Below are 24048 nucleotides of genomic sequence, written 5' to 3'. Positions count from 1 at the left end.
CCGGGAAAGGGCGGGAAACATGATCGAGCACCATGCGGCATCCCCGGGGGACGGCCGGGAGGACGATGTTCTGGGCCCTTACCTGGAGGTCCTGCGAGCACGTCTCGACGGGGAGCGGTTCGAGGTGCTCATCAGGGCCGTCCAGGCCACCTGTGCACTGCTGGCCGACGGACGGGAGGCCGTCCTCGAGGTGCCGGGCGAGACCGACCTCGCCCCCGATCTGCAGCGCGAATACCTGTCCCTCATGGCGGTCATGATCACGGGCCACCTCGACCACCGTCTCGTCGAACTGGCCGCCCCCGACGGTGGCAAGGGCTGGGCGGTCGTGGACAACACCCGCCCCCACCGGCAGCACGCGCCGGCGGTGTCCTTACCGCCCTGCGATGCGGCCGAGCAGGCCTGGATCGCCAAGGAACTCGACGGCATCGCCCGCGCCACCGACGACACGGGCAGCGCGCACGGCAGCTGACCTCCGCAGCCTGGACCGGGCATGAGGCGTGAGCGTTCCGAGGGCGGCAGCCGCGGTTCGCGCCGTCGGGTCAGCCGCGCAGCCGTTCGTGCAGGAAGGCGGTGACATCCGTCCGGGCCTTCAAGGCGGGGTGGTCCGCCGGGGTTTCGCGGACCTCCAGGGTCAGCACGGCATGGGCCAGGCGGCCGAAGCCGTCGTCGTTGCCCGGGGCGGAGCTGAGCCGGATGACCTTGAAGGCGTCCCCGAGCCGGGAGCGCAGGGTGTCGAAGCGCTCCTGGGGGGCCATCCAGTCGCCACTGAAGCGGAGCCCCATGACGCAGAGGCCGTTGTTGCGGGTGCGGTCGACGACGCGCTGGAGCTCGTCCTCGCAGACTCCGGCGTCCGCGCGCCGCGCGGCGGTCAGGGCGATCGGGGCCGAGGGCTGGCTCATGACAGGGGCCAGAACGGAGTCGTCCACGGCGGCGGCCAGGGCGAAACCGCCCGTGAAGCAGAGGCCGATGACTCCGACCCCTGCGGCAGGCGTACGGGCCGCGAGGTCGCGGGCGAGGGCCCGGAGGTAGTCGGCGACGGGCCGGTGGGCGTTCGTGGCGAAGGCCCGGAACTCCGCGGAGACGCAGATGCGGGCGAAGACGGCCGCGGTCCGGGCGACGGAGACGGGCTTGCCCGGCGTACCGAACAACGACGGCATCACGACGGTGAACCCCTCTCCCACCAGGTGCTCGGCGAGGCCGAGCACCTCGGGGGTGATGCCGGGCAGCTCCGGCAGGAGCACCACACCGGGGCCCTCGCCCTTCTCGAAGCAGTCGTACGTGAGTCCCTCGGCGGAGAAGGGGGCCCGGCGCCATCCGGCGAGGGTGGCGGTCGGTGCGGTGCCTGTCATCGCTCCTGCTTTCGGTCGGCGGCGAGGGTGGTCGGGTCCTGGCGTCGGCAGCCGACTGTACGCCGCGTCCATGCCAAGCATCGCGCCGGGCGTCAACCGGGAGGAGGCGGACTCATCCTCCCGGGCGCGGCCAACCCCGTCGGGTGAACCGGACACCTGCCGGATCCGCCGACGGCCGCGTGGGCAGGGCCCGCGAAGGGGCCCGGGCCGGGGGCCGTACGTGGGCTGACACGCTGAAACGAGCGTCCGGCCGCGCGGAAAGGGCCACATTCGGTGCCACCATTCCCCCGCACACAGCGGGCAAGGCTGCGAAGCCGCTGCACACGGATGAGAGGTAGGAAAGTGGCGCCTCAGGTGGTCGACGAAACGGCTCAGCGTCTCCCCGCGCGGAAGGGCCCGGATCCCGCCGCCCAGAGCGCGGCCCCGGCCGTACCCGCTCAGGCCGCCCCCGAACCGGCCCCGGCCCCGTTCCCGGACCCGGAGCGGATCGACCCCGAGCTCCTCATCGCCGCGTCGGTCCTGCTCGCGGACGCGGCCCTGACGGCCAAGCAGTCCGGCGCGGAGCTCACCGGAGCCCTGTCCAGCTGGCGGTTCGGGCGGGAGGCGCTGCGGCGCCCCGGCTGGGCGCTCGGTACGGCCGCCTCCTGCGCCCGGGCGCTGACCGCCTCCACCGGACTCGGGTTCGGGGCCAACGGCGGCCTGATCGGCGAACTCGTGCGGATGGCCGGCAGCATGACGTACCGCCGCCCCGCCAAGGTGGCCATGGCCGTGGACGCCTTCGCCCTGCGGATCAAGGCTGCCGCGGCCGATCACCCGGGCCTCGCCTCCCCGGCCGCACGCCGCCTCACCGACGCCATGGTGGCCGGGAACCGGCTCGAGGCACTGCGGGCGATGTACGCGCTGATCGAGCTGCTGGGCGTGACCCGCGCCCTGACCACGGTGAGCCCCGTGATCATGGAGCTGATGGCCCTGCTCGGCCTGCTCGACGAGAACCCGGTCAACGACGACTTCTCCTGGGTGACGCTCGCCGGCGGCGTGCCGACCACCGATCCCTTCCTCGGGCTGCCGAGTTCGGTCCTCAAGTTCCTCAACCCCGGGCCCGGCCGCGCCGAACGCACCGAGCCGGACCCGATCCTCGCGAAGGTGCTCGCCACCTCCCGCAACGACATCGTCAGCTACGTGGGCGACATCGGAGCCCTCGGCAACCACGGCCTGGTGCTGCTGCGCCGCGTCGCGTGCGCCGACGGCGCCGTACGGTACGTGCTCCTGCTGCCCGGCACGAGCTTCGGGCTGCTGAGCAACAGCACCCCGCAGGACCTCGTCGGCGCGTTCGACGGACTGCTGCGCACCGACACGACGTACACCCGTGCCGCGAAGAAGCTGCTGCGGCGGGCGGGGTTGCCCACCGGCGCGGAGCTCATGATCATCGGGCACAGCCTGGGCGGGATGACCGCCATGAACCTCGCGAGCGACGTGGAGGTCTCCTCCACCTACCGGGTCACGCACGTGGTCGCGATCGGCTCCCCGATCGACAGCAAGCGGCCCGCCGACCACACCACCCAGGTGATCAGCCTCGTCAACAAGCACGACGTGATCCCGGGGCTGGACGGGCGCGGACCGGCCTCACCCAACGACATCCCCGACAGCTGGGTCGAACTGGCCTGGCTGGACGAGTCGTACGACTACCCGCTGTCGCACGCCCCGCAGGCCTACTCCGACGCGCTGCGCGGGGAGTTCGCGCATCACCGGGACCAGGTCAACAAGCTGATCGGCGCATACGACGGCGAAGTCGTCGGCAATCAGCCCTACATGCTGCGCGACAAGTGACCCACGAGGGAGACCGACCGATGACCACTGCCGACAGCCCGGCCACCACGTCGCGACGTCCCGCGACGGCCTGGCCCCTGGAGAACGCCGTGTTCAGCGCGGCGATGCTCGCCCAGCGCCTGCCGTGGGCGGATGCCCCGGCCCGCGCCCTCGGGCTGGACATGCTGACCCGGGACGGCGTGACGCGCGCGCTGCTGGCCTTCCTGCGGCGCACCCGCTCCGGCCGCCCGGTACAACTGCGCACCCCCTTCGGGCCGTTCCTCCTGCCGCTGGCCGCTGCCGACGCCGCGGGCCTGCTCGCGGCGGCGGACGAGGCGGGGGCCCTCGCGCCCGCGGTCGGCCTCACGGCCGGCGGGCAGCGGTACGGTCTCTCGCCGCACGTGCCGCTGCCCCGGGACGCGGCGGTTCCGGCCGGCGAGCTGGGCGCCCTGCTGGCCGAGTACGTGGACCGGGCGATCTCGGCCCGGCGCGGGGACGGCACGCTGGAGTGGCACGACTGGCAGCGCGGCATGCAGCGGCTGGCCCGGCGCGTGGTCGCGGGCGCCGCAGCCGTCGAGGACACGCTGCTCAGCGAGGTGCTCGCGGCGGCCACGGCGGCTGCGGACAGCAGGTCGTACGAGGGCCGGGCCGAGGCGCTGCGGCGCCGCCTGGCACCGTACCTCGCCGACCCGGACCCCGCCTCGACGGCGGGCCGGATGACGGCGCGGGGCGCGGGCCGCGAGGGCACCGAGCCGGAGGCCGCCGGACCGGCCGTCGCGCACGCACTCGCGCTGGTGTCCGAGGCCGCCGCCGGGACCGTGCTCCAGGCGCTGGCCCTGCTCGCGGTGGGCGCCGCCGCCTCCCCGGAGGCCGCCGTGGGCGAGGCGCTCCGCCGCTGGCCGCCGGTCGCCGCGGCGGTGTACCCCGTACGGGCCGACTTCGTGTGGCAGGACCTGGCGGTCGAGGCCGGGACCGAGGTCCTGCGGGTGCCCGGCTGGCTGCGCGGCCTGGACGGCGAGGGCCGCCCGGAGCCGGGGCCGTCGGGGCCGTCGGCGAGGGCGCTGCCTTCGGGGATGCCGCCGCTGTGCGGGGCACCGACCGGATGCGCGGCTTCGCGGTTCGCCGCGCTCGTCGCCGAGCAGATCGTACGGGCCGTCACGGAGGCGGCCCGCCCGGTGGTGATCACCCCGCAGATCACCGCGGACCGGCTGCCGGACACGCTCGATCCGCGGACCCTGGTCGTGGCGCTCGAGGACCTCGCCGCCCGGCCGGGCGACGGGCGCGTGACGGTCGGCATGCCGACGGCGGTGCCGGTCTCGGCGTTCGGATACGCCCCGGCGGCGTACGGCGCCCTGGCGCACGCCAGCGCCGACCGGCTGGAGCGGCACGCGGAGAGCCTCGCGGCCTGTGCCGGGAACAGCGGCTGGAGCACCGACGAGGAGGGGGAGCGGTTCCGCATGGTCCTGCTGGGCCACGCCGAACGGTGCGCGACGGCGGCCGACGGGGTACGGCGGGCAGCCAAGCGGCTGACGGACTGAGACGACGGACTGAGACGAACGGCGCACCCTCCGCGCGCCCGGCCCGCCGACCTCGTGCACGCTTCGGCAGTCATCCCCGGGCGGTGGCCGAGGGCGGACGGGCCGGTCCCAGGAGGCGGGCGCTACCAGAACGGCGTGTCCCGCCTGCGCCGCTCCCGGTCCACCAAGGCCTGCACGGCAGCCTGGGACTCGGCGCACAGCAGGCGGGCCGCGGCCGAGCGGGCGGCGTAGGACTCGGGCCGCCGCGGCGCGGGGATCGGCTCGCCGATGGTCACGAGCCACTTCGAGGGCAGCGGGAACAGCGGGGTGACCGGGAAGTAGGGAAGGCCGAAGAGGCGTGCCAGGGCCGGGATTTCGCCGAGCCGGGGGCAGGCCTCCTCGGCGCCGATGACGGACACCGGCACGACGGGTGCGCCGGCCCGGACCGCGGAGAGCGCGAACCCGGGGCTGAAGGGACGGAGCTGGTAGCGCTTGCGAAAGGGCTTTTCCAGACCGGTCATTCCTTCGGGAAACACCCCGACGAGTTCCCCGGCGGTCAGGTGTTCCCATCCCAGCGTCGGATCGAGCGGAATGGCGCCCTTCTTGCGGGCGTACGAACCGATGACAGGGAACCGGAATACGAGATGAGCCGCGGGTACGTGCAGCCGCCGGCTGAGGCCGCGCGTGAGAACTTTCTGGAGAACGAAGCCGTCGAGCCCCCAGGCGCCCGAGTGGTTGGCGACGATGACGGCCGGTCCTTCAGCCGGAATGTTCTCCAGCCCTGCGACTTCCAGCCGGAACCAGTCGTCGACGAGCCAGTCGAGGAAGCGGTCCCAGGTGCTCTCCCCGGCCTCGCCGAGCAGCCGCTTCACGTACCTGAGTTCTGCACCGGCCACCTCGATCACATCGGCCATGCTTTCCGACACGAATGATCACCACTCTCACGTTTGGAATCATCAACAGGCGTAGCGGGGAGGGACTTTGAGTAAATGCCCTGACGTGGTACCTATTTGAGCACGATAGGGACCTTCCTCCGTCACCCTGCTGCTATGGCACCGATATCGCAAATGAGAGCCTCCGTGACTGCTTCCGTTACTGCTTCCGTGACCACTTCCGCCCCGGAATCCGTCCTCGACGCGCTCAGTGAACTGCTCATCGAGAGGCTCGAAATTCCGTCCGACGAGGTACGGGCGAGCGCGCCCATGCGTGACCTGCTGACCGATTCGCTCATGATCGTCGAGATGGCCGTCGCCGTTCACGACACGCTGGGCATCACGGTCGGGGAGGAGGAGCTGCGCGACGCCACGCTCGCGGAGTTCGCAGCATTCGTCGCTGCCCGGCGCACGGACGGCTGATCCGGCGCCGCGCGGCTGCTGCCGGGGCGGGCGGCTTTGCGGCCGGGCCCGCACGCCCCTGACCGCGCCGGGGAGCGGTCCCGGGCCCCCGGAGCGACCATGGGGGTGTGGAGGCCGGATGAACGAGCAGACGCCGATCGAGGATCTGATCAGCGGCGCCGCCCAGGATGCCGGCGGGTGGCTCGGTTCGCTGACCGTCGCGCAGCTGGCCACCAGCGCGGACGGCACCATCGTGCGCTGGAACCGCGCGGCTCAGGAACTGCTCGGCTACACCCCGCCGCAGATCGTCGGCCGGCACATCGCCGACCTGCTCCACCCCGGAGCCGACCGCAGCCTCGGCCGTGCCCTGTGGGAGACCGCCGTGACCGGGCGCGGGGTGATGGGCACCGTGACCGCCTGGCACCGGGACGGGCACCCGCTGGAGGTGGAGATCTGGGCCGGCCCGGTGCCCGGACGGCGCCACGGCGCCTCCTCGGTCCTGGTCTTCGCCGCCGATGCCCACGCGGCCCGCCGGATCCGGGGATCGTCGGCGGTCTGGGACGGGCTGTTCGCCCGCTCGCCCGTCGGCATCGCCATCCTCGACACGCAACTGCGATTCCTCCAGGTCAACCCGGCCCTGGAGGCGATGAACGGCCTCTCGGAGTCCTCCCACGTGGGACGCCGCCTCGCACAGGTCCTGCCCGAGGTGAACGCCGAGGACATGGAGGACGCGATGCGGCTGGTCCTGGCCACCGGGGAGCCGGTGCTGGACCGCCGCCGCACGGGCCGTACCCCGGCCGACCCGGTCCACGACCGGGTGTGGTCGTGCTCGTACGTCCGGGTGGAGGACCCGGGCGGCCGCCCGATCGGCGTGATCGCCTCGCTGCTCGACATCACCGAGCAGCAGCACGACCACCTCGAGGCCGAGGCCGGCCGCCGCAGGCTGGCCCTGCTCAGCGAGGCCAGCGTCCGCATCGGCGCCAGCCTCGAGCTGGAGCGCACCGCGCAGGAGCTGGCCGACCTCGCCGTACCGCAGCTCGCCGACGCCGCCACCGTGGACGTACTGGACACCCTCGCCCGCGGCGACGAGCCCGGCCCGGGACTGGCCGGGGGCGTGGCCATGCGGCGCCTGGGCAAGGCCCCGCTGACCGGCTCTGCCGTGATCGGCATCCTCGCCCCCCTGGGCAGGACCCTCGTCTTCCCGGCGGCCGCCCCCTACACCCAGGCCCTCGCCGCCCGCCGGCCCTTCCTGATCGCCCACCTCGACGAGCAGGTCGTCGCCTCCGCCGCCCGTCACACGAGCCGGCCCGCACAGCTCCTGCCCGTCGGAGTGCACTCGTTCATGATGGCGCCGCTGATCGCCCGGGACCTCGTCCTCGGCGTCGCCACCTTCTACCGGACCAGCCCCGTCGGCCCCTTCGGGCCCGACGACGTCACCCTCGCGGGCGAGCTCGCCGCCCGCGCCGCCATCAGCATCGACAACGCGCGCCTCTACCACCGCGAACACGAGACCGCCGTCATCCTGCAGCGCAGCATGCTGCCCCAGCACATCACCCCGCCGCCCGGCATCGAGGTCGCCCACCGCTATCTGCCGGCCAGCGACGTCAACGAGATCGGCGGCGACTGGTACGACGTCCTGCACCTCCCCGGGGGCAAGGCCGCCCTCCTCATCGGGGACGTCATGGGCCACGGCATCACGGCCGCGGCGGTCATGGGACGGCTCTCCGCCAGTGTGCGCGCCCTCGCCCGGCTCGACCTCGCCCCCGAGGCCCTGATGCACCAGCTGGAAGCGACCCTGGACGATCTCGCCGAGCCGATGATCGCCACCTTCCTGTACGCCGTGGCCGATCCGGAGACCGGCCGCTGCCGGATCACCCGCGCCGGGCATCCGCCGCCCGCAGCCGTGGAGCCCGACGGCACGGTCCACCTCCTCGACCTGCCGCCCGGCACCCCGCTGGGGGTCGGCGGTACCACCTTCACCACGACCGACCTCACCCTCGCGCCGGGCAGCCTCCTCGTCCTGTACACCGACGGCCTCGTCGAAGCCCGCGGCAGCGACATCGACGAGCGCCTGACCGAACTCACCCGCCTGCTCGCCGAACCGCACGGCTCGCTGGACCACCTGTGCGATTCGCTGATCACCCACCTGGTCCCGGCGTCGGCGGACGACGACATCGCCCTGCTCATCGCCCGCGTCGGCACCGACCCCCACACGCCCCCGCCACCGGCCGGGGCATGAGCCGCACCCGGCACCCGCCCGGTCCGGGCAGGATGGGCGGATGGAATTCACCGAACTGGAGCGGCGCGCCCGCGCGCTCGCGGCGTCGGGCACCCGCCGGATCCTCGGCATCGCCGGGCCGCCCGGAGCCGGCAAGTCGACCCTGGCGGCCCGCCTCGCGCAGGTGCTCGGCCCCGAACTGGCCGTGGTCGTACCGATGGACGGGTTCCACCTCGCCCAAGCCGAACTGGAACGGCTGGGCCGGGCCGACCGCAAGGGAGCGCCGGACACCTTCGACGCCGCCGGGTACGCGGCGCTGCTGAGGCGGCTGCGCACACCCGAGTCCGCAGCCGTCTACGCTCCGGCTTTCGACCGCTCGCTGGAGGAGCCGGTCGCGGGGAGCATCCCGGTGGACCCGGCGGTGCACCTGGTGATCACCGAGGGCAACTACCTGCTGTACGAGGCGGGGGAGTGGGCGGCGGTACGGGCGCTCCTCGACGAGGTCTGGTTCCTCGCCCCCGACGACACCGTGCGGGTCCGGCGGCTGGTCGACCGTCACGTCCGCCACGGGAAGGCTCCGGCCCACGCGCAGGAGTGGGTGACGCGCTCGGACGAGGCGAACGCCCGGCTGATCGCCGCGGGCCGGACGCGGGCCGACCTGGTGGTGGAGTAGGGGCGTACGCGGCGGCAAGGGGGGCGCGCAGCGGAGCAGACGCGCCATTTCCCGAAAGATTTCCGTCGACAGCCGTGCACATTCGGGCGTCTTTTCCGATGGGGTGGTGTTGGGGGAGCAGCCGGTGGGGCCGGCTGCTGGATGTGGGGGGGCAGGCATGCCCGTTCCGTTCATTTCACCGGAAGGCTTCCCGCCGACGTGAATCCTGTCCAGACCGTGACTCCCGTGCTGATACTCGTCGCTTTCGAGGCCCTCAGGAGACACCCACGCCACCCGGGTGCGAGGACCCGGGCCGCGACCGCTCGTACCGGCGATGACCGGCATCCCTGGAGGAGCGCATGAGTGAGGGCGAGTTCGACCCGTCCGGGGACCGGGCGGTCTCCAGCGAGCTGGCCGGCGTCCTGCCGGTGGAGTTCAGCGCGTTCCACTCCCAGCACCACCGCGCCTACCTGCGCTACGCACACCTGCAGCTGGGCTCCCGCGAGGACGCCGAGGACGTCGTCGACGACGTGTTCACGTTCCTGCTGAAGGTGTGGCGCCAGGCGCTCAAGGAGGCGAGCCTGCACGGATTCGCCTGGGCGGTGCTGCGGGAACACGTCGCGCGCAGGCTGGCGGTCCTGGGCCGGCCGGCGGCGATGGTGGAAACGGCCTGGTTCGCCGCCCTGCGCCGCGCCTCCCGGCAGCGCATGGAACTGCTGGAGTCCAAGCTCGGCCTGTACGCGGCGATCGCGTGCCTGCCCGAGCGGCACTACGACGTGGTGCTGCTGGCCTTCCTGCTGGGGTACGACAGCGGAACCGTCGGCCGGATGATGGGGATCTCCCCCGCGACGGTGCGTTCCCACATTCGAGGCGCAAGCCGAATCCTGTCCCAGAAACTCGGGGCGGACTGGGCTCCCGGAGAGGAGAAGGGCCAGTGAGCGACATGACGGCCGACCGCGACGCCGTGCCGGGGGAGGAGCTCGCGGCGGCACTGGGGCGGGCCCAGGTGCTGATGGAGGAGTACGCCGGCTACGACGAGGACGCCGCCCGGCGGCGCATCGCCCGCCGCATCGCGGCGGACCGGGCCCGATCGGCGACCGGCGCCACCGGCCGGGGCGCCGTTCCGGCACCGGCCCCCCTCGCCGGACCGGCGCCCCTGCCCGCGCTGGTGCCCACCCCGGCGGACGACCTCGTACTGGACGCCGCCTGCCACGCACGGGCCGCAAGACTCCTGGACGACCTGGCCTGGTCCCTGGCGGAGAGCCGCTCCTTCGCCGAACTCGCCCTGGCCGCCGGAACCTGGCCCCACGGGGCGGAACCGGCGCTGCTGTTCGGCTGCCTCCTGCACCTGGCCGACCGGATGGAGGGCGCACAGTTCTGGTTCCAGTACGCGGCAGGAGCCGGCTCGCAGACCGCGGCCCGCCTGCTCCACCTCCACCACCTCGCACGCGCCGAGGTGGCCACCGCCCGGCACTGGAAGGCGCTGGCCGAGGTGCTGCCGCCGGACGAGGGTCTGCCGCACCTGCCGGAGGTCCCGGAGAACCTGGAGGAGGCCCTCGGCGCCTCGGTCATCTGGACCTCGCCGCCGATCACCACCCAGGACCTCACCGCCCTGACGGCGGTACGGGGCCACGGCGGGCGGCCCCCGTACCGGCTCCCCGCCCGGCTGCGCCGGGCCGTGACCGCCTGCAGCTGGAGTGACGACCACGATCTGGGCGAGGTGTTCCTCCTCGGACCGCAGGTGGCCGTGGCGGTGGCCCAGCACGCACGCCTGAACCTCCTGCACCTGACGGACGAGGCGAACGCCTGGGCGCTCGAGGCCCTCAGGCAGCCGCAGCCGGCCCCGGCCGCCCGCAGCGGCGCCGAAGCGCGGCTCGCTCCGGTCGCGATGGAGACCGTCCACCGGGCGCTGCGCGTCCTGGAGGTCGTGGGCCGCTACTCGGGGGGCGTGAGCCTCGCGCAGATCGCCCGTGAGACGCGGTTGCCGCAGCTGGTGCTGGCCCGGGTGATGGAGCAGCTGGTACGGGCGAACCTGGCCGCCCCGGCCGGCCCCGGCGCGTACATCGCCGGCCGCGCGCTCTTACTGACCGAGACGGCGTCCGGCGACGGGCGCGGACATCTGCAGGAGACCCTCGCCTGGGTACGGGACGCGGTCGGCGCCGCCGTCTACGTGGCCCGCTACACCGACGGTGAGGTGTGCATCACCCAGTACGCCGACGGTCCGGCGACACCGCTCGTGGAGGAGTGGGTCGACTTCCGGGCCGCCGCCCATGCCTCGGCCGTCGGCAAGGCCCTGCTGGCCCAGCTCGCTCCCGACGGCCGCAAGGACCACCTCTCCCGGCACCGGGCGGAGCGGTTCACCGCCCACACCCTCACCCGTCAGGAGGACCTCTTCCGGCAGCTCGACGGCCGCCGGCCGGGCACCCCCCTGCTGGACCTGCAGGAGTACGCCCTCGGCACGGTCTGCGCGGCCGTCCCGATCACCTCGGGCCCCAACGCCGAATGCCTGGCCCTGTCCATCCCGGCTCCGGACCCGCACCGCCTGGTGCAGGCCGCCCGGATCCTGCAGAGCGAGGCCGCGGCCGTCCTGCTCGCGCTCATCGTCGCGGGCACCGGCCCGGGCGCACCCCGGACGGCGCCGCCGCAGCAGGAGGAAGGAGCGGGCGAGCCGGGCGGCCTCCTCATCACGACCGTCTAGCCGGCCGTCCGGGATATCGGACGGGAACGGGCGGGAACGGGCGGGAACGGGCGGGAACCGCCGCGGGATCCGCGGTGGCCCCCGCCCGACCCGTATGCCGCAGGCCCCGTACCGCTGCGTCACCCGACCGCGCCGCCCCGCTGGCACGCGGGCCCGGCGGGCGGCTTGCTGGAGCCATGACACAGGGAGCATCGGGGACGACCCGGGAACAGAACCTGAGCACTCCCAAGGCCGCAGGCCTGGCCGGGGTCGTCTTCGCCGTCCTGCTCGCCGCGGCGATGGTGCTCGCACGGCTCGCGCTGCCCGAAGGGGGCGGCGGCGACCAGGTGCAGATCGCCCCGGGCAGGCGGGGGGAGCTGCAATGGGCGCTGGAGCTCGTCCCGTTCGCCGGGATCGCCTTCCTCTGGTTCATGGGCGCGCTGCGCCAGCACACCGGGGACGCCGAGGACCGGTTCATCGCCACCGTCTTCCTGGGCAGCGGACTGGTCTTCGTCGCCTGCCTCTTCACTGCCGTCGCGGCCGCCGGGACCGTGCTCGACGCCGAGGATCCCAACGGCTTCGGCCGGCACTTCGCGTACACGCTGCTCACGACGTACGGGATGCGGATGGCCGCCGTCTTCGTCCTGGCGACCTCGACCATCGGACGCAAGCTCGGAGTCTTCCCCAGGCCGCTCGTCATGGTCGGCACCCTGGTCGGGCTGCTCCTGCTGGTGGTCGGCTCCAGCCTGCCCTGGAGCGAGCTCGTCTTCCCGGGCTGGGCCCTGCTCCTGAGCCTGTACATCCTGCGCACCGCACGGCGGACCCCGTGACACCTGCCAGGCCGTCACCCCAATGGCCTTGCCGGACGGGCCCTCCCGGTCCGCGCGCCGCACGCTGGCCGGGAGTCGGAGGGGCCAACGAAAGGACTGGACCTTGCTGAGGCTTGTCGTCGATCTCAACCGGTGCCAGGGATACGCGCAGTGCGCCTTCCTCGCACCCGACGTCTTCGCGATGCACGGAGACGAGGGCCTGCTCTACGACCCGCAGGCGGAGGACGCATACCGCGAGCGGGTGGCCCAGGCGGTCGCCGCCTGTCCCGTCCAGGCCATCCTCGTCGACGAACTGGACATGGCCGCGGCCGCCCCCGGCGCCGGCGGCGGGGAGGCATCCGATGGCTGACGCAGCTCTGGATCGCCTCAAGGCGGACGGCCGGATCGTCGTCGTCGGAGCCTCGCTCGCCGGTCTGCGCGGTGCCGAGACCCTGCGCGACAAGGGCTTCAAGGGCTCGCTGACCATGATCGGCGACGAGCCGTACGAACCGTACGACCGCCCGCCCCTGTCGAAGCAGGCCCTCCTCGGCAAGGGCGCGGCGGAGCGCACCGCGCTGCCCCGCCGTCGGGAGATCGACGCGCAGTGGCGCCTCGGCGTGGCGGCCAGCGGCCTGGACATGGCGGCCAGGCGGGTCAAGCTGGCCGACGGCGACGAGGTGCCCTACGACAGGCTGCTGATCGCCACCGGCGTCCGGGCCCGGCCCTGGCCCAACCCGGCCGAGGCGGAGCTCGACGGCGTGTTCGTCCTGCGGACCCGCGACGACGGCGCGGCCCTGGCCCGGCGGCTCGACGCCGGCCCCCGCCGGGTCCTCGTCATCGGCGCCGGGTTCACCGGCTCCGAGATCGCCTCCGCCTGCCGCGAGCGCGGGCTCGAGGTCACCGTCGCCGAACGCGGCGACGCGCCGCTCGTCGGCGCGCTGGGCGGGGTCGTCGGCGCGGTCGCCGCCGAGATGCAGCGGGAGAACGGCGTCGACCTGCGCACCGGCGTGATGGTCACCGGCCTCGAGGGCGACACCACCGGACGGGTCCGCGCCGCGCACTTCTCCGACGGCACGTCCCTGGAGTGCGACGTCGTGGTCGTCTCGCTCGGCGCCCAGCGCAACACCGAGTGGCTGACCGGCTCCGGGCTCGGCGCCGGCCCCCGCGGCATCGCCTGCGACGCGGGCTGCCGGGCCTTCGACATCCGCGGCATCGTCACCGACGACATCTTCGTGGCGGGCGACGTCGCCCGCTCCCCGCACCCGCTGTTCGGCTACCAGTTCCTGTCCCTGGAGCACTGGGGCAATGCCGTCTCCCAGGCCGAGACCGCGGCCCACAACATGCTCAGCGAGAGCACCGAGCGCCGCCCCCACATCTGGGTGCCGGCCTTCTGGTCCACCCAGTTCGGGGTGAACATCAAGTCGGTCGGCGTGCCCTCGATGGGGACCGAGATCATGATCGCGCAGGGCTCGCGCGCCGAGCGCCGCTTCACCGGCGTCTACGGATACCAGGGCCGCGTCATCGGGGCGGTCACCTTCGACAACTCGCGCTGGCTGCAGTTCTACGAGCAGCAGATCGAGGCCACGGCCCCGTTCCCGCCGCCGTTCCCCACGGTCGACCGGCGCCCCGAAGGGCAAAAGCCCCTGCCCGCGGACTTCCCCGACCCGTCCGTGCCCACGCACGGGCCGACCATCACCCTCAGCGGATATTCGCCGGCCGACCGGCGGATGACGTTCACCCCCGCCGGGCACTGACCCGCCCGCCCTCCGGAGGACCCGGCATGAAGCAAGGCATCCTGAGCGACATCCTCGACTACTCCAACCGCGCGAATCCGTACCCGCTGTACGAGGAGCTGCGCAAGACCCCGGTGTTCCACGACGGGGACGGCCCGTACGTCATCAGCAAGTACCACGACATCCAGAGCCTGTTGCACGACCCGCGGCTCAGCTCCGAGGCCCGCAACCTGGCCGCGACGGCGGGGGATCCGCTCGCCGAGAGCGAGGACGAAGGTGCCGCGGCCCTGCCGCCGAGCTTCCTGAAGCTGGACCCCCCGGAGCACGACCGGCTGCGCCGGATGACCAACCGGCCCTTCGGGCCGCCGCATTCCCCGCACCGCATCGAGGGGATGCGCGACGACCTCAAGGGCATCGTCACGGGTCTCATCGACAACCTCGGCGACCCGGCCCGGATCGACCTGGTCGACCAGTTCGCCTACCCGTTCCCCGTCACCATGATCTGCCGGCTGCTCGGTGTGCCGCGCGAGGACGAGCCACGCTTCCACGTCTGGGCCGACACCCTGGCCGCGAGCCTGGACCCCGATCCGGACGCCGACGCGAAGGAGCGCGACAAGATCACCCACGACGCCCGGATGGAACTCGGCATGTACCTGGCCGGGCTGATCGAGGAGCGCCGCAAGAACCCCGGCGACGACATGCTCTCCCAACTGGCCGCCGGGCACGGCCAGGACGAGTCGATGAGCACGATGGAGCTGCTCAGCACGGCAGCCCTGCTGCTGATCGCGGGCCACGAGACCACCGTCAACCTGATCACCAACGGGATGCTCACGCTGCTGCGCAACCCGGACGTCCTGAAGCAGCTGCGCGAGACGCCCGGGCTCGCGGTGCCGATGGTGGAGGAGCTGCTGCGGTTCGAACCGCCGGTGCAGCTGCTGCCGCAGCGCACCCCGCTCGTCGACATCGAGGTCCGCGGGGTCACCATCCCCAAGGGCTCCTCGATGTGGCTGATCCTCGCCTCCGGCAACCGGGACCCGGACCGCTTCGAGAACCCGGACCGCTTCGACCCGTACCGCAAGGACATCCAGCACCTGGGCCTCGGCAGCGGCATCCACAGCTGCTTCGGCGCCCCGCTGGCCCGGCTGGAGGCGCAGCTCGCGCTGAGCGAGCTGGCCCGCCGCCTGGAGAACCCGCGCCTGGTCGAGGACCCGCCGCCCTACCGGCAGAACGCGGTGCTGCGCGGCCCGCGCCACCTCCAGGTCACCTGCGACGGGATCCGCCCCTGACACGGACCGCGGTCGGGAGCCGGCCGCCTGCGCAGAGGCGGCCGGCAACCGTGATCCGGACTAGGAGAGCTTGCCGTCGTAGTCCGGCAGCTTGAAGGTGCGCTCCGCGTGGCCGCCGACCAGGTCGCTGTTGTTGTTGCCGATGTTCGCGATGATCGTGTAGCCGCGGGCCTCGATCTGGGCGCGCTTGGCCGTCTTGTAGGTGCTGACCTCGCTGAAGAGGTCGGGCAGGTCCCGGACGTACAGGTCCGAGACGGGGTAGCCGACCGCCTTGAGGTTGTGCTCGGTGAGGGAGTGGATGATCCCCGGGCGGGCGGTGACGAAGATGATGGCGACACCGTGCTCGTCGGCGTACCGGGTCAGGTCGCGGACCTCGGAGATCGCCGGGGTCGGGAAGGTCCAGAACCAGTGGAAGTCCGTCTCCAGCGAGGAGTTGTCGATGTCGAGGACGATCGCGGGCTTCTCGCCGGCGGGCGACCGGGCGATGCGCTGCTCGACGTACGGGCGGGCCGTGGCCATGACGGCGGCGACGTCGCGCTTCCACGTGCCGTAGTCGATACCGCGGATGAGCGCGTTGCCGCCGGGAGCGGAGGCCGTCGCCGCGGCCGGGGCGGCAGCCGGGGCCGGGGTGGGGACCGGGGCGGCCTGGGCGGAGGCGACGGGGGCCAGCATCAGGACGACGGTGGCCGTGGCAGTGCCGGTGGCGGTTGCGAGCGTGCGGATGCGGGCGCGGGTGCTGCGCATGTGGGGGCGCTCCTCATGGGCTTCATTGGCTGAAATGACATGTACGGGGCCAGAATCCGCATGCTCGCCCTCCCTGTCTACTGACCGGTAGTTAATTTTTGGTGGCCGAATCGTTCACGTGGCGGTCCATCCCCCGTCGAGGGGGAGCGAGGTTCCGGTGAGGTAGCCGGCGTGCGGCCCGCACAGCCACACGGCGGCCGCCGCGACCTCCTCGGGCTCGATCAGGCGCTTGAGCGCGGACCGGGTGAGCAGCACCTCTGACAGCACCTCGTCGGGCCCGATGCCGTGTGCGGCGGCCTGCTGCTCGATCTGGGCCTCCACCAGGGGCGTGCGCACGTAACCGGGGCTGATGCAATTGCTGGTCACGCCGTACGGGGCGCTCTCGAGCGCGGTGACCTTGCTGAGCCCCTCCAGGCCGTGCTTGGCGGCGACGTAGGCGGACTTGTAGGCGCTGGCGCGCAGCCCGTGCACGCTGGAGATGTTGACCACCCGGCCCCAGCCGGCCGCGTACATGTGCGGCAGCACGTGGCGCAGCAGCAGGAACGGCGCGGTGACCATCACCTGCTGGATCCGGGTGAAGCGCTCGGCCGGGAAGTCCGTGATGGGGGCGACGTGTTGCAGGCCCGCGCTGTTGACCAGGATGTCCACCGCTGCGGGCAGCCCCTCGATCGCGGCGGGGTCGGCGAGGTCGACGACGTGCGCCTGCCCGCCGACCAGTGCGGCGACGCTCCGGGCCGACTCCTCGCCCATGTCGACCACGTGGACGGTGGCGCCCGCCTCGGCCAGGGCGATCGCGCAGGCCCGGCCGATGCCGCTGCCGCCGCCGGTCACCAGCGCGACGCGCTCCCGCAGGAAAGGAAGTTGGCTCGTCATGGCTGAACAGTAGGGAGGGCCGGCGGCCGCGCCCATGGCGGCGCGCACCACACTCGGTCACCCTGGTGTGGCGCGCGCCGCCATGCGCATCGTGCCGAGGCGACGGCTGCCGTCAACGTCGCCCGGCGGAAAGGAAGTCGAGCACGGTGCTGCTCGCATCCAGTGCGGTGCTGACGGGGCCGAAGCCCGCGGGCGGCGGAACGGCCGAGCCCGGCCAGGTGTGGCCCGCCCCGTGCATGACGAGCAGCCGTACGGTCGCCCCCGCGGGGCCGGGCCGCCAGGTGACGGAGTCGTAGCCGGGCTTGCCCTCCTCGGCGGGATCGCCGGCCCCGCCTGCGGCGGCGAACGCCTCCGCGCTCGCCCGGGCGGACATGGTCGCGGTGATGGGTTCCTCCCCGGGACCGGCCGGCCCGGGACTCGGCAGTCCGGCCAGCGGGCGTACGGGGTCCTCGGCCCCGTAGACGATCAGCACGGGGACCGGGCCGGTGGGCTTCACTGCGGCGGCCCCGGTGGGGAGTTCACCGGAGACCGAGGCCGCGCCCGCGACCAGGTCCGGCCGCTGCGCGGCCATCCGCAGGGCCATGGAGCCGCCGTTGGAGAACCCGGCGACGTAGACCCGGTGCGGGTCGGCCCGGCCGGTGCGCACGAGCTCGGCGACCAGGGCCTCGGTGAACCGGACATCGGCGTCCGGATCCGGCCGCTGCGCGGAGGGAGCGGTGCCGGCGCCCCAGGCCTTGCCCACGGCCTCGGGGTACACGACGAGCATGCCGCGGGCCTCGGCGGCGCGGTCCAGGCCGCTCTGCTTCCGCAGGTTCTCGGCGTCGGCGCCGCGTCCGTGGAAGGCGATGAGGAGCGGCCGGGGTCCCGCGCCGTCCGCGGCGGAGCGGTGCACCAGGTACTCCCGGGTGCCGCCGTCGACGGTCAGCCGCTCCCGGCTGTCGGCGGCCGCGGCGGTGGGGGCGGACGCGGATGCGGACGCCCTCCCGCTCACGGTCGGCCCGGCCGCCGCGGGTGGCCGCGGGCCCGCCGTACAGCCGGTGAGCGTGGCGGTCAGCGCGAGGCCGAGGGCCAGGGCGGCGGTGCGCGCGGCGCGTCGGGTGCGGCGGGAGCGGTGGGAGCGGTGGGGGGACGGCAACGAGGCCGAGGGGTTCGCGAAGTTCGAGGACATGCCGTGAGCACAACACCGACGCTCGGCCGCCGTCCAAGATCCCTATCGATCGGGGATCCATCAATCTCCGATATCGTTGCTGGCCGTGGACTTGATCCGGCATCTGCAGTGCTTCGTGGCTGTTGCAGAAGAAAGACATTTCGGCCGTGCCGCCGAGCTGCTCGGGATGGCCCAGCCGCCCCTGTCCCAGCGCATCCAGCGCCTGGAGCGCGAGCTCGGCGTCCGGCTCTTCGAACGCACCAGCCGCCAGGTGACCATCACCGCGGCCGGCACGATGCTGTTGGAGGACGCCCGCCTGCTGCTCGCCCGGGCCGACGCCCTCGCAGCCACGGCCCGCCGCATCCGCAACGGCGAGAGCGGACTCCTGCGCGCCGCGCTGCCGCCCGACCTCGCCGGCGAGGCGATCGCCGCGATCCTGGCCGCCTTCCGGCAGCACCACCCCGGCGTGGAGCTGGAGCTCCACGAGCTGTCCACCGCCGAGCAGCTGGCCCGCTTCGCCTCGCGGGAGCTGGACGTCGGGCTCGTCCGGCACCCCTGCGACCTCGCCGGGCTGGAGCTCGGGCCGGTCCTGCGCCGCGAACTCGGCGTGCTGCTGCCCCGCGAGGCCCCGGCCGCCACACTGGACGAGGTCCCCCTCGCCGCCCTCACCGGACACGGCCTGGTCCTCTTCCCGCGCGCCGAGGCCCCCGCCCTGCACGACGACGTGCTCAACACCTGTGCCCGGGGCGGCTACACGCCCGCCACCGTCCGGCAGGGCCGCGGCACCGGCTTCGTCCGCGGTCTCGTCCTCTCCACGAACGCGGTGGCCTTCGTCCCGCGCGACACCGGGTCGGCAGATGCCGCGGGGCCGTACGCGGACATCGTCTGGCGGCCCCTCGCCGGCTCCCCGCTCGCCTGGCGCCACAGCGTCGCTTGGCCGCAGGGCCGCGGCGACGCCGCCGTCGGCGCCTTCACCGAAGCGACCTCGCGCGCCCTGTGGAACACTGCGGCGGTGACCGCCGACGTACCCGCACGGCCGCTCCACCTGCGCCCGGCAGCGGAGTACTGGCTGTGAACCACACCCTCCACCGCATTCGCGCGGCCTTCGCCGAAGCCGGCGTCACCGGCCGGCTGCACGCCGTCGACATCGATTCCGGTACGGAGATCGACGCCGGAGCGGACCAGCCGGTCGTCACCGCCAGCGTGCACAAGCTCTGCCTGCTCGTCGCCCTCCACGAGCACGCCGCCGCCGGCCGGGTCGACCTCGGCGAACAGGTCGAGTGCCCGCCGGGCGACCGCACCGCCGGCCCCACCGGACTGGCCGCGATGCTGGATCCCGTGCGCATGTCCCTGCGCGACGCCGCGTACCTGATGACGGCCGTCAGCGACAACGCCGCCGCCGACCTGCTCCTCGCACGCATAGGCCTCGACGGCGTCAACGAGGCCACGGCCCGGCTCGGCCTCACCCGTACCCGCGCCGTCCACACCTTCCGCTCGCTCTTCGCCACCGTCCGGGAGGACGCGGGGCCCGCCGGCGCCCGGGCCCTCGCCGATCCGCACGTCATCTCCCGGCTCCGCGCCCTCGACCCGGCCCACAGCAACCGCAGCACGCCCCGCGACATGACCCGGCTGCTCGCCGCCGTCTGGCGCGACGAGGCCTGCACCCCCGAACACGGCGCAGCGATCCGCCGACTGCTCGGACTCCAGGTGTGGCCCCACCGGATGGCCGCCGGATTCCCCTTCGACGACGTCCACGTCGCCGGGAAGACCGGCAGCCTGCCGACCCTGCGCAACGAGGTCGGCGTCATCGAGTACCCCGACGGCGGCCGCTACGCCGTCGCCGTCTTCACCCGGGCCGCCAACCCCGCAGCCACCCTCCCCGCGGCCGACGCCGTGATCGGCACCACCGCCCGCATCGCCGTCGACGCCCTGCGCGCGACGTAGCCGGTCCAAGACCGCAGGCCCGCCCCACGCGGTGTACGTACTCCACCGGGAGTACGCCCGATCGGCCCGCCCGGCGGACGACGACGGCGCCCCCGGCGGTCTAGCGTGGCCGCATGGCGGAGCGGCGGCGGGAGTACTGGGCGGAGCGCACGGGCGCCGGGCGGCTGCCCTGGCGGTCCTCGCTGCTCGTGGCCGTGTTCACGCAGGCGTCCACCGGGTGGGTCCACCACCTCCAGCCCGACCGGGAGCCGGTCGGCGCGCTCGGCAGGCTCCTGCTGCTCCTCGGGCCGGCCCTGCTGCTCCTGCGGCACCGGTACCCGGTGCCCGTCGTGTACGGCGTCTGCGCGGTCACGCTGGCCTACCTCGCCGGCGGATACCCCTACGGCCCCGTCTTCATCAGTGTCGCCCTGGCCTGTTTCGCCGCCGTCGTCGCCGGACACCGCTACGCCGCCTGGGGCGCGGTGGGGGCCCTGTGGGCCGGCCATCTGCTCATCGGGCACTGGCTGTACCGCTGGCTCCCGCCGCCCGGCGACGGCCCGGCGCCGTGGGGGACCGAGGGCGGCGTCACCGCCTGGGCGATCGCCGTACTCGCCGCGTCCGAGGTCGTCCGCGTACGCCGGGAGCAGTGGGCCCGCGACCGGGCCGAGCGGAAGGCAGCCGAACGGCGCCGGGTGGACGAGGAGCGGCTGCGGATCGCCCGGGAGCTGCACGACGTACTGGCCCACAGCATCTCCGTGATCAACGTGCAGGCGGGCGTGGGCCTGGCCCTGCTCGACACGGACCCCGAGCAGGCCCGTACGGCGCTCACCACCATCAAGGCGGCCAGCAAGGAGGCGCTCGGCGAGGTCCGGCAGGTCCTGAACACCCTGCGCGCCCCCGGCGAGGCACCCCGCACACCCGCCCCCGGGCTCGGCCGGCTCCCCGAACTGGTCGACCAGGCGGCCTCGGCCGGGCTCACCGTCTCGGTGGAGGGGGAGGCCGCAGCCCGGGGGCTGCCGCCGGGCACGGATCTCGCCGCGTTCCGGATCCTGCAGGAGGCGCTCACCAACGTGGTGCGCCACTCGGGCTCCCGGACCGCCAGGATCCGTATCGCCCGGCCGCCCGGCGTGCTCGAACTGCGCGTGGACGACGACGGGCCGGCCACCGGCGGCGACGCCGGCGGCAGCGGCACCGGCCTGATCGGGATGCGCGAGCGCGCCGCCGCGCAGGGCGGCACCATCGAGGCCGGCCCCCGGCCGGACGGCGGCTTCCGGGTACTGGCCCGGCTCCCGCTGGGAACCGAGGAGAACTCGTGATCCGCGTACTGCTCGCCGACGACCAGGCACTGGTGCGGGCCGGCTTCCGTGCGCTGCTCGACGCGCAGCCGGACATCGAGGTTGCGGGCGAGGCCGCCGACGGGGCCGAGGCCGTCCGGCTGGCGCGCGAACTACGCCCGGACGTGGCCCTGATGGACATCCGGATGCCGGTGCTCGACGGCCTGGCCGCCACCCGCACGATCACCGGGGACCCGGGGCTGAGCGCGGTGAGGGTGGTCATGCTGACCACCTTCGAGCTCGACGAGTACGTCTTCGAGGCGATCCGCTCCGGCGCGTCCGGCTTCCTGGTCAAGGACACGGAGCCGGAGGAACTGCTGCGTGCCGTACGGGCCGTGGTGGCGGGAGACTCGCTGCTCTCGCCCGGGGTCACGCGCCGGCTGATCGCGGAGTTCGCGGCCCGGTCGAAAGTGCCCGAGGCGGCGGCGGAGCTGGAGCGGCTGACCGAGCGGGAGCGCGAGGTGATGGCCCTGGTGGGCCTCGGCCTGTCCAACGAGGAGATCGCCCGCCGGCTGGTGGTCAGCCCGCTGACCGCGAAGACGCACGTCAGCCGGGCCATGATCAAGCTCGGCGCGCGGGACCGGGCCCAGCTGGTGGTGCTGGCGTACGAGTCGGGGCTGGTCAGGCCCGGCTGGCTGGGCTGAAGCCGCTTCCGCGGTGGGCTACTCCCGCGGTCGTACCCGGACTGCCGCCGGCCGTACGACGACCCGGGCACCCTCCCGGGGCGAGTCTCGGAAGTGACAAGGCAACCCCTTCCGAGGAGCTGAACCGAGATGAACACCCTGGCGTACGACGGGCCCGGCCCGTGGATCCTGTTCGTCCCGCTGATCTGGGCGGCCGTCGTCTTCGGCGTCGTCACGGTCCTGCGCCGTACGGTGTGGCGCGGCGGCCGCGGCCCGCGCGGACCGTGGGCCGCGACCCGCGGCTCGTACGGCGAGAAATCGCCGATCGCGATCCTGGGCCGCCGGTTCGCCACCGGCGAGATCGACGAGGACGAGTACTGGCGCCGGCTGTCGGTCCTCGACGAACAGTTCGGCCGCACCCGTCTCGACGGCAAGGACGGCCCCGTCTGACCGCGCCGTCCGAAGCGTCAGCGCGACGGGGTGACGAGGTCCGCGCACCCGCGGACCTCCACCCCCGTCCCGCACATCACAGGACCCGGCGCATGCAGATCCGCGGCCAGCGGTCCAGGCCGTGTTCCGCTTCGCGGTCGCGGATGTCCTTCAGGCCAGGGCTGAGCTCCCCGTCGGCGAGGCGCTCGAAACCGCAGCGGGCGTAGTACGGGGCGTTCCACGGGACGTCCTCGAACGTGGTGAGGGTCAGCGCCGGTATGGACTCGGCTGCCGCCCGGGCCGCCAGATGGTCCAGCAGCGACCGGCCGATGCGGCGGCGCGCGCCGTCCGGATGCACGGAGACCTGCTCGATGTGGAGGTTGCCGTCGACGCGGTCGGCGATGAGGTAGGCCAGCGGAGCATCGGCCTCCGTGACCGCGGCCCAGGCCAGTCCGGCCCGCTGGTAGCGGGCGAGTTCGTCGAGCGGCAGCGGTTCGTCGTCGGCGATCTCCGGCATGCCGATGCCGCGGAAGCATTCCCCGGCCGCTCTCTCGATGGCCTGGAGCAGGGGCAGTTCATCGGTGTGCACTGCTCGAATACGCATGGCGCCCATTGTCCTCGCCGGGCGTGCGGTGCCCCCGGCGGGGCTCGGCCGTCCACAGGCTGAGACGTGTATCTCGGCGTGGTTCGTTTCGGCCGGATCCGGGCGGGCATCCCGCCATTCCTGCCCTCGCCCGGCCGGGTGGCCCGGACGCCGGGTTACGGTCCCGCGATGTATTCGAACACGCAGACAGTCGAGGCCCCTTCGCCCAGCCGTCGCGGCCTGCTCCGCGCCGCCGTGGCGGGTTCGGCGGCCGTCGGGTCCGTCCTCACCCTCGGTTCCGCCTTCACCGCCTCCGCCGCCCCGGCTCCCGCTCCTGCACCCATCGCGCCGGAGACCGCCGGGCGGCCCGTCTCCCCGGAGGAGGCCCTGCGCCGGCTGACCGCCGGGAACCGGCGCTGGCGCACGTACCACCAGGAGCACCCGCACGAGTCGCCGTCCGTACGGCTCCAACTCACCCGGGCCCAGCACCCCTTCGCGATCGTCCTCGGCTGCATCGACTCCCGCGTCCCGCCGGAGCTCGTCTTCGACCAGGGACTCGGCGACCTCCTGACGGTGCGCTCCGCGGGCGAGGTGCTCGACGAAGCCGTGCTCGGCAGCGTCGCGTACGGGGCGCTGGAACTCGAGATACCGCTGGTGCTGGTCCTCGGCCACCAGTCCTGCGGGGCGGTCCGCGCCGCCGTCCACGCCGACGAGACCGGCGAGCAGCTGCCCGCGCACATCCAGTACCTGGCCGACCAGATCCGGCCCTCCATCGACCACGGCCAGCAGGGCGAGGCCCGTATCGCCGCCACCATCGACGCGCACGCCCGGCGCACCCGCGACCGGCTCGCCGCCGAATCCGACATCGCCCGCCGCATGGCCACCGGCAAGCTGGCCGTCGTCGCCGCCCGCTACGACCTCGGCGACCAGAGAGTCCGCACCCTGGTGTAGACCAGGCTCCCCGGGGGCGCTGGAGCGCCGTCGTGCGCCCCTGGTGGAGACGGCTGGCCG

Annotated in this window: 24 protein-coding genes; 18 read left to right on the top strand and 6 right to left on the bottom strand. The window is 73.7% G+C overall.

What is annotated here, in order from left to right:
• Window positions 1–19: 19 nt before the first annotated feature.
• Entirely contained in the window at window positions 20–469 is a 450-nt protein-coding gene (locus AB5J51_RS05160; protein ID WP_136223921.1) for a hypothetical protein, read from the top strand.
• 70 nt (window positions 470–539) lie between these two features.
• Here AB5J51_RS05160 and AB5J51_RS05155 read toward each other — a convergent pair whose 3' ends face one another.
• Window positions 540–1349, bottom strand: a complete 810-nt coding sequence (locus tag AB5J51_RS05155; protein ID WP_369776977.1) for a dienelactone hydrolase family protein — start codon at window positions 1347–1349, stop codon at window positions 540–542.
• 342 nt (window positions 1350–1691) lie between these two features.
• Between AB5J51_RS05155 and AB5J51_RS05150 the strand changes: the two genes are divergently transcribed.
• On the top strand, window positions 1692–3176 hold the full coding sequence (locus AB5J51_RS05150) for a hypothetical protein (RefSeq protein ID WP_369776976.1): 1485 nt from the start codon (window positions 1692–1694) through the stop codon (window positions 3174–3176).
• Window positions 3177–3196: 20 nt separating this feature from the next.
• Complete coding sequence (locus AB5J51_RS05145; RefSeq protein ID WP_133895850.1) at window positions 3197–4693, top strand: hypothetical protein; 1497 nt, start codon at window positions 3197–3199, stop codon at window positions 4691–4693.
• Window positions 4694–4815: 122 nt separating this feature from the next.
• Here the strand turns inward: AB5J51_RS05145 and AB5J51_RS05140 are convergent, their stop codons facing one another.
• Complete coding sequence (locus AB5J51_RS05140) at window positions 4816–5598, bottom strand: lysophospholipid acyltransferase family protein (protein WP_369776975.1); 783 nt, start codon at window positions 5596–5598, stop codon at window positions 4816–4818.
• Between the two features lie 177 nt (window positions 5599–5775).
• On the opposite strand from AB5J51_RS05140, the gene AB5J51_RS05135 reads away from it, so the two are divergent.
• From AB5J51_RS05135 to AB5J51_RS05095, 9 genes are all read left to right on the top strand, one after another.
• Window positions 5776–6027 (top strand): acyl carrier protein, encoded by a 252-nt coding sequence (locus AB5J51_RS05135; protein ID WP_168724209.1) that lies wholly within the window; start codon window positions 5776–5778, stop codon window positions 6025–6027.
• A 118-nt stretch (window positions 6028–6145) separates the two neighbouring features.
• Window positions 6146–8245 (top strand): SpoIIE family protein phosphatase, encoded by a 2100-nt coding sequence (locus AB5J51_RS05130; RefSeq protein WP_053789177.1) that lies wholly within the window; start codon window positions 6146–6148, stop codon window positions 8243–8245.
• A gap of 40 nt (window positions 8246–8285) precedes the next feature.
• Window positions 8286–8897, top strand: a complete 612-nt coding sequence (locus AB5J51_RS05125; RefSeq protein ID WP_136223928.1) for a nucleoside/nucleotide kinase family protein — start codon at window positions 8286–8288, stop codon at window positions 8895–8897.
• Window positions 8898–9235: 338 nt separating this feature from the next.
• Window positions 9236–9814 (top strand): RNA polymerase sigma factor, encoded by a 579-nt coding sequence (locus tag AB5J51_RS05120; protein WP_240805242.1) that lies wholly within the window; start codon window positions 9236–9238, stop codon window positions 9812–9814.
• Between the two features lie 950 nt (window positions 9815–10764).
• Complete coding sequence (locus tag AB5J51_RS05115; RefSeq protein ID WP_369780218.1) at window positions 10765–11574, top strand: IclR family transcriptional regulator; 810 nt, start codon at window positions 10765–10767, stop codon at window positions 11572–11574.
• A 176-nt stretch (window positions 11575–11750) separates the two neighbouring features.
• Window positions 11751–12383 carry a hypothetical protein gene (locus AB5J51_RS05110; RefSeq protein ID WP_369776974.1) on the top strand — a complete coding sequence of 211 codons (633 nt, stop codon included), beginning with the start codon at window positions 11751–11753 and terminating at the stop codon, window positions 12381–12383.
• A gap of 106 nt (window positions 12384–12489) precedes the next feature.
• Window positions 12490–12732 carry a ferredoxin gene (locus tag AB5J51_RS05105; protein ID WP_053789359.1) on the top strand — a complete coding sequence of 81 codons (243 nt, stop codon included), beginning with the start codon at window positions 12490–12492 and terminating at the stop codon, window positions 12730–12732.
• Entirely contained in the window at window positions 12725–14116 is a 1392-nt protein-coding gene (locus AB5J51_RS05100) for an NAD(P)/FAD-dependent oxidoreductase (RefSeq protein WP_053789181.1), read from the top strand. The genes AB5J51_RS05105 and AB5J51_RS05100 overlap by 8 nt, the downstream gene beginning before the upstream one ends.
• 26 nt (window positions 14117–14142) lie before the next feature.
• Window positions 14143–15381 (top strand): cytochrome P450, encoded by a 1239-nt coding sequence (locus tag AB5J51_RS05095; RefSeq protein WP_136223930.1) that lies wholly within the window; start codon window positions 14143–14145, stop codon window positions 15379–15381.
• 60 nt (window positions 15382–15441) lie between these two features.
• Here AB5J51_RS05095 and AB5J51_RS05090 read toward each other — a convergent pair whose 3' ends face one another.
• The 3 genes from AB5J51_RS05090 to AB5J51_RS05080 form a co-directional block, all read right to left on the bottom strand.
• The gene (locus tag AB5J51_RS05090; RefSeq protein ID WP_369776973.1) at window positions 15442–16125 is read right to left on the bottom strand and encodes an HAD family acid phosphatase; all 684 of its coding nucleotides are present in this window, start codon (window positions 16123–16125) and stop codon (window positions 15442–15444) included.
• Window positions 16126–16239: 114 nt separating this feature from the next.
• On the bottom strand, window positions 16240–16998 hold the full coding sequence (locus AB5J51_RS05085; RefSeq protein WP_369776972.1) for a 3-hydroxybutyrate dehydrogenase: 759 nt from the start codon (window positions 16996–16998) through the stop codon (window positions 16240–16242).
• A 112-nt stretch (window positions 16999–17110) separates the two neighbouring features.
• Window positions 17111–18166, bottom strand: a complete 1056-nt coding sequence (locus tag AB5J51_RS05080; protein WP_369776971.1) for a PHB depolymerase family esterase — start codon at window positions 18164–18166, stop codon at window positions 17111–17113.
• A gap of 85 nt (window positions 18167–18251) precedes the next feature.
• Between AB5J51_RS05080 and AB5J51_RS05075 the strand changes: the two genes are divergently transcribed.
• The 5 genes from AB5J51_RS05075 (at window position 18252) to AB5J51_RS05055 (ending at window position 22475) form a co-directional block, all read left to right on the top strand.
• Window positions 18252–19220: a LysR family transcriptional regulator gene (locus AB5J51_RS05075; protein WP_369776970.1), complete on the top strand. Its 969-nt coding sequence runs from the start codon at window positions 18252–18254 to the stop codon at window positions 19218–19220.
• The gene (locus tag AB5J51_RS05070) at window positions 19217–20089 is read left to right on the top strand and encodes a serine hydrolase (protein ID WP_369776969.1); all 873 of its coding nucleotides are present in this window, start codon (window positions 19217–19219) and stop codon (window positions 20087–20089) included. Before AB5J51_RS05075 ends, AB5J51_RS05070 begins: the two co-directional genes overlap by 4 nt.
• Window positions 20090–20202: 113 nt before the next feature.
• Window positions 20203–21384, top strand: coding sequence for a sensor histidine kinase (locus AB5J51_RS05065; RefSeq protein WP_369776968.1), 1182 nt, complete (start codon window positions 20203–20205; stop codon window positions 21382–21384).
• Entirely contained in the window at window positions 21381–22046 is a 666-nt protein-coding gene (locus AB5J51_RS05060; RefSeq protein WP_369776967.1) for a response regulator, read from the top strand. Before AB5J51_RS05065 ends, AB5J51_RS05060 begins: the two co-directional genes overlap by 4 nt.
• A 129-nt stretch (window positions 22047–22175) precedes the next feature.
• The gene (locus tag AB5J51_RS05055) at window positions 22176–22475 is read left to right on the top strand and encodes an SHOCT domain-containing protein (RefSeq protein WP_136223936.1); all 300 of its coding nucleotides are present in this window, start codon (window positions 22176–22178) and stop codon (window positions 22473–22475) included.
• Between the two features lie 76 nt (window positions 22476–22551).
• Here the strand turns inward: AB5J51_RS05055 and AB5J51_RS05050 are convergent, their stop codons facing one another.
• A complete protein-coding gene (locus tag AB5J51_RS05050) occupies window positions 22552–23058 on the bottom strand; it encodes a GNAT family N-acetyltransferase (RefSeq protein ID WP_369776966.1) in 507 nt (168 codons plus the stop codon).
• Between the two features lie 168 nt (window positions 23059–23226).
• On the opposite strand from AB5J51_RS05050, the gene AB5J51_RS05045 reads away from it, so the two are divergent.
• Entirely contained in the window at window positions 23227–23988 is a 762-nt protein-coding gene (locus tag AB5J51_RS05045) for a carbonic anhydrase (protein WP_136223938.1), read from the top strand.
• The last annotated feature ends 60 nt before the right edge of the window (window positions 23989–24048 follow it).

Source organism: Streptomyces sp. R33 (assembly GCF_041200175.1).
GTDB lineage: Bacteria > Actinomycetota > Actinomycetes > Streptomycetales > Streptomycetaceae > Streptomyces > Streptomyces katrae_B.
This window is presented reverse-complemented; position numbering and strand designations above follow the sequence as displayed.

Excerpts from the sequence above, each read along its gene's own strand:
- AB5J51_RS05160 (WP_136223921.1), top strand. The coding sequence starts at position 20 with ATGATCGAGCACCATGCGGCATCCCCGGGGGACGGCCGGGAGGACGAT.
- AB5J51_RS05155 (WP_369776977.1), bottom strand. The coding sequence starts at position 1,349 with ATGACAGGCACCGCACCGACCGCCACCCTCGCCGGATGGCGCCGGGCC.
- AB5J51_RS05145 (WP_133895850.1), top strand. The coding sequence starts at position 3,197 with ATGACCACTGCCGACAGCCCGGCCACCACGTCGCGACGTCCCGCGACG.
- AB5J51_RS05130 (WP_053789177.1), top strand. The coding sequence starts at position 6,146 with ATGAACGAGCAGACGCCGATCGAGGATCTGATCAGCGGCGCCGCCCAG.
- AB5J51_RS05125 (WP_136223928.1), top strand. The coding sequence starts at position 8,286 with ATGGAATTCACCGAACTGGAGCGGCGCGCCCGCGCGCTCGCGGCGTCG.
- AB5J51_RS05120 (WP_240805242.1), top strand. The coding sequence starts at position 9,236 with ATGAGTGAGGGCGAGTTCGACCCGTCCGGGGACCGGGCGGTCTCCAGC.
- AB5J51_RS05115 (WP_369780218.1), top strand. The coding sequence starts at position 10,765 with ATGGAGACCGTCCACCGGGCGCTGCGCGTCCTGGAGGTCGTGGGCCGC.
- AB5J51_RS05110 (WP_369776974.1), top strand. The coding sequence starts at position 11,751 with ATGACACAGGGAGCATCGGGGACGACCCGGGAACAGAACCTGAGCACT.
- AB5J51_RS05100 (WP_053789181.1), top strand. The coding sequence starts at position 12,725 with ATGGCTGACGCAGCTCTGGATCGCCTCAAGGCGGACGGCCGGATCGTC.
- AB5J51_RS05095 (WP_136223930.1), top strand. The coding sequence starts at position 14,143 with ATGAAGCAAGGCATCCTGAGCGACATCCTCGACTACTCCAACCGCGCG.
- AB5J51_RS05090 (WP_369776973.1), bottom strand. The coding sequence starts at position 16,125 with ATGCGCAGCACCCGCGCCCGCATCCGCACGCTCGCAACCGCCACCGGC.
- AB5J51_RS05085 (WP_369776972.1), bottom strand. The coding sequence starts at position 16,998 with ATGACGAGCCAACTTCCTTTCCTGCGGGAGCGCGTCGCGCTGGTGACC.
- AB5J51_RS05080 (WP_369776971.1), bottom strand. The coding sequence starts at position 18,166 with ATGTCCTCGAACTTCGCGAACCCCTCGGCCTCGTTGCCGTCCCCCCAC.
- AB5J51_RS05065 (WP_369776968.1), top strand. The coding sequence starts at position 20,203 with ATGGCGGAGCGGCGGCGGGAGTACTGGGCGGAGCGCACGGGCGCCGGG.
- AB5J51_RS05055 (WP_136223936.1), top strand. The coding sequence starts at position 22,176 with ATGAACACCCTGGCGTACGACGGGCCCGGCCCGTGGATCCTGTTCGTC.
- AB5J51_RS05050 (WP_369776966.1), bottom strand. The coding sequence starts at position 23,058 with ATGCGTATTCGAGCAGTGCACACCGATGAACTGCCCCTGCTCCAGGCC.
- AB5J51_RS05045 (WP_136223938.1), top strand. The coding sequence starts at position 23,227 with ATGTATTCGAACACGCAGACAGTCGAGGCCCCTTCGCCCAGCCGTCGC.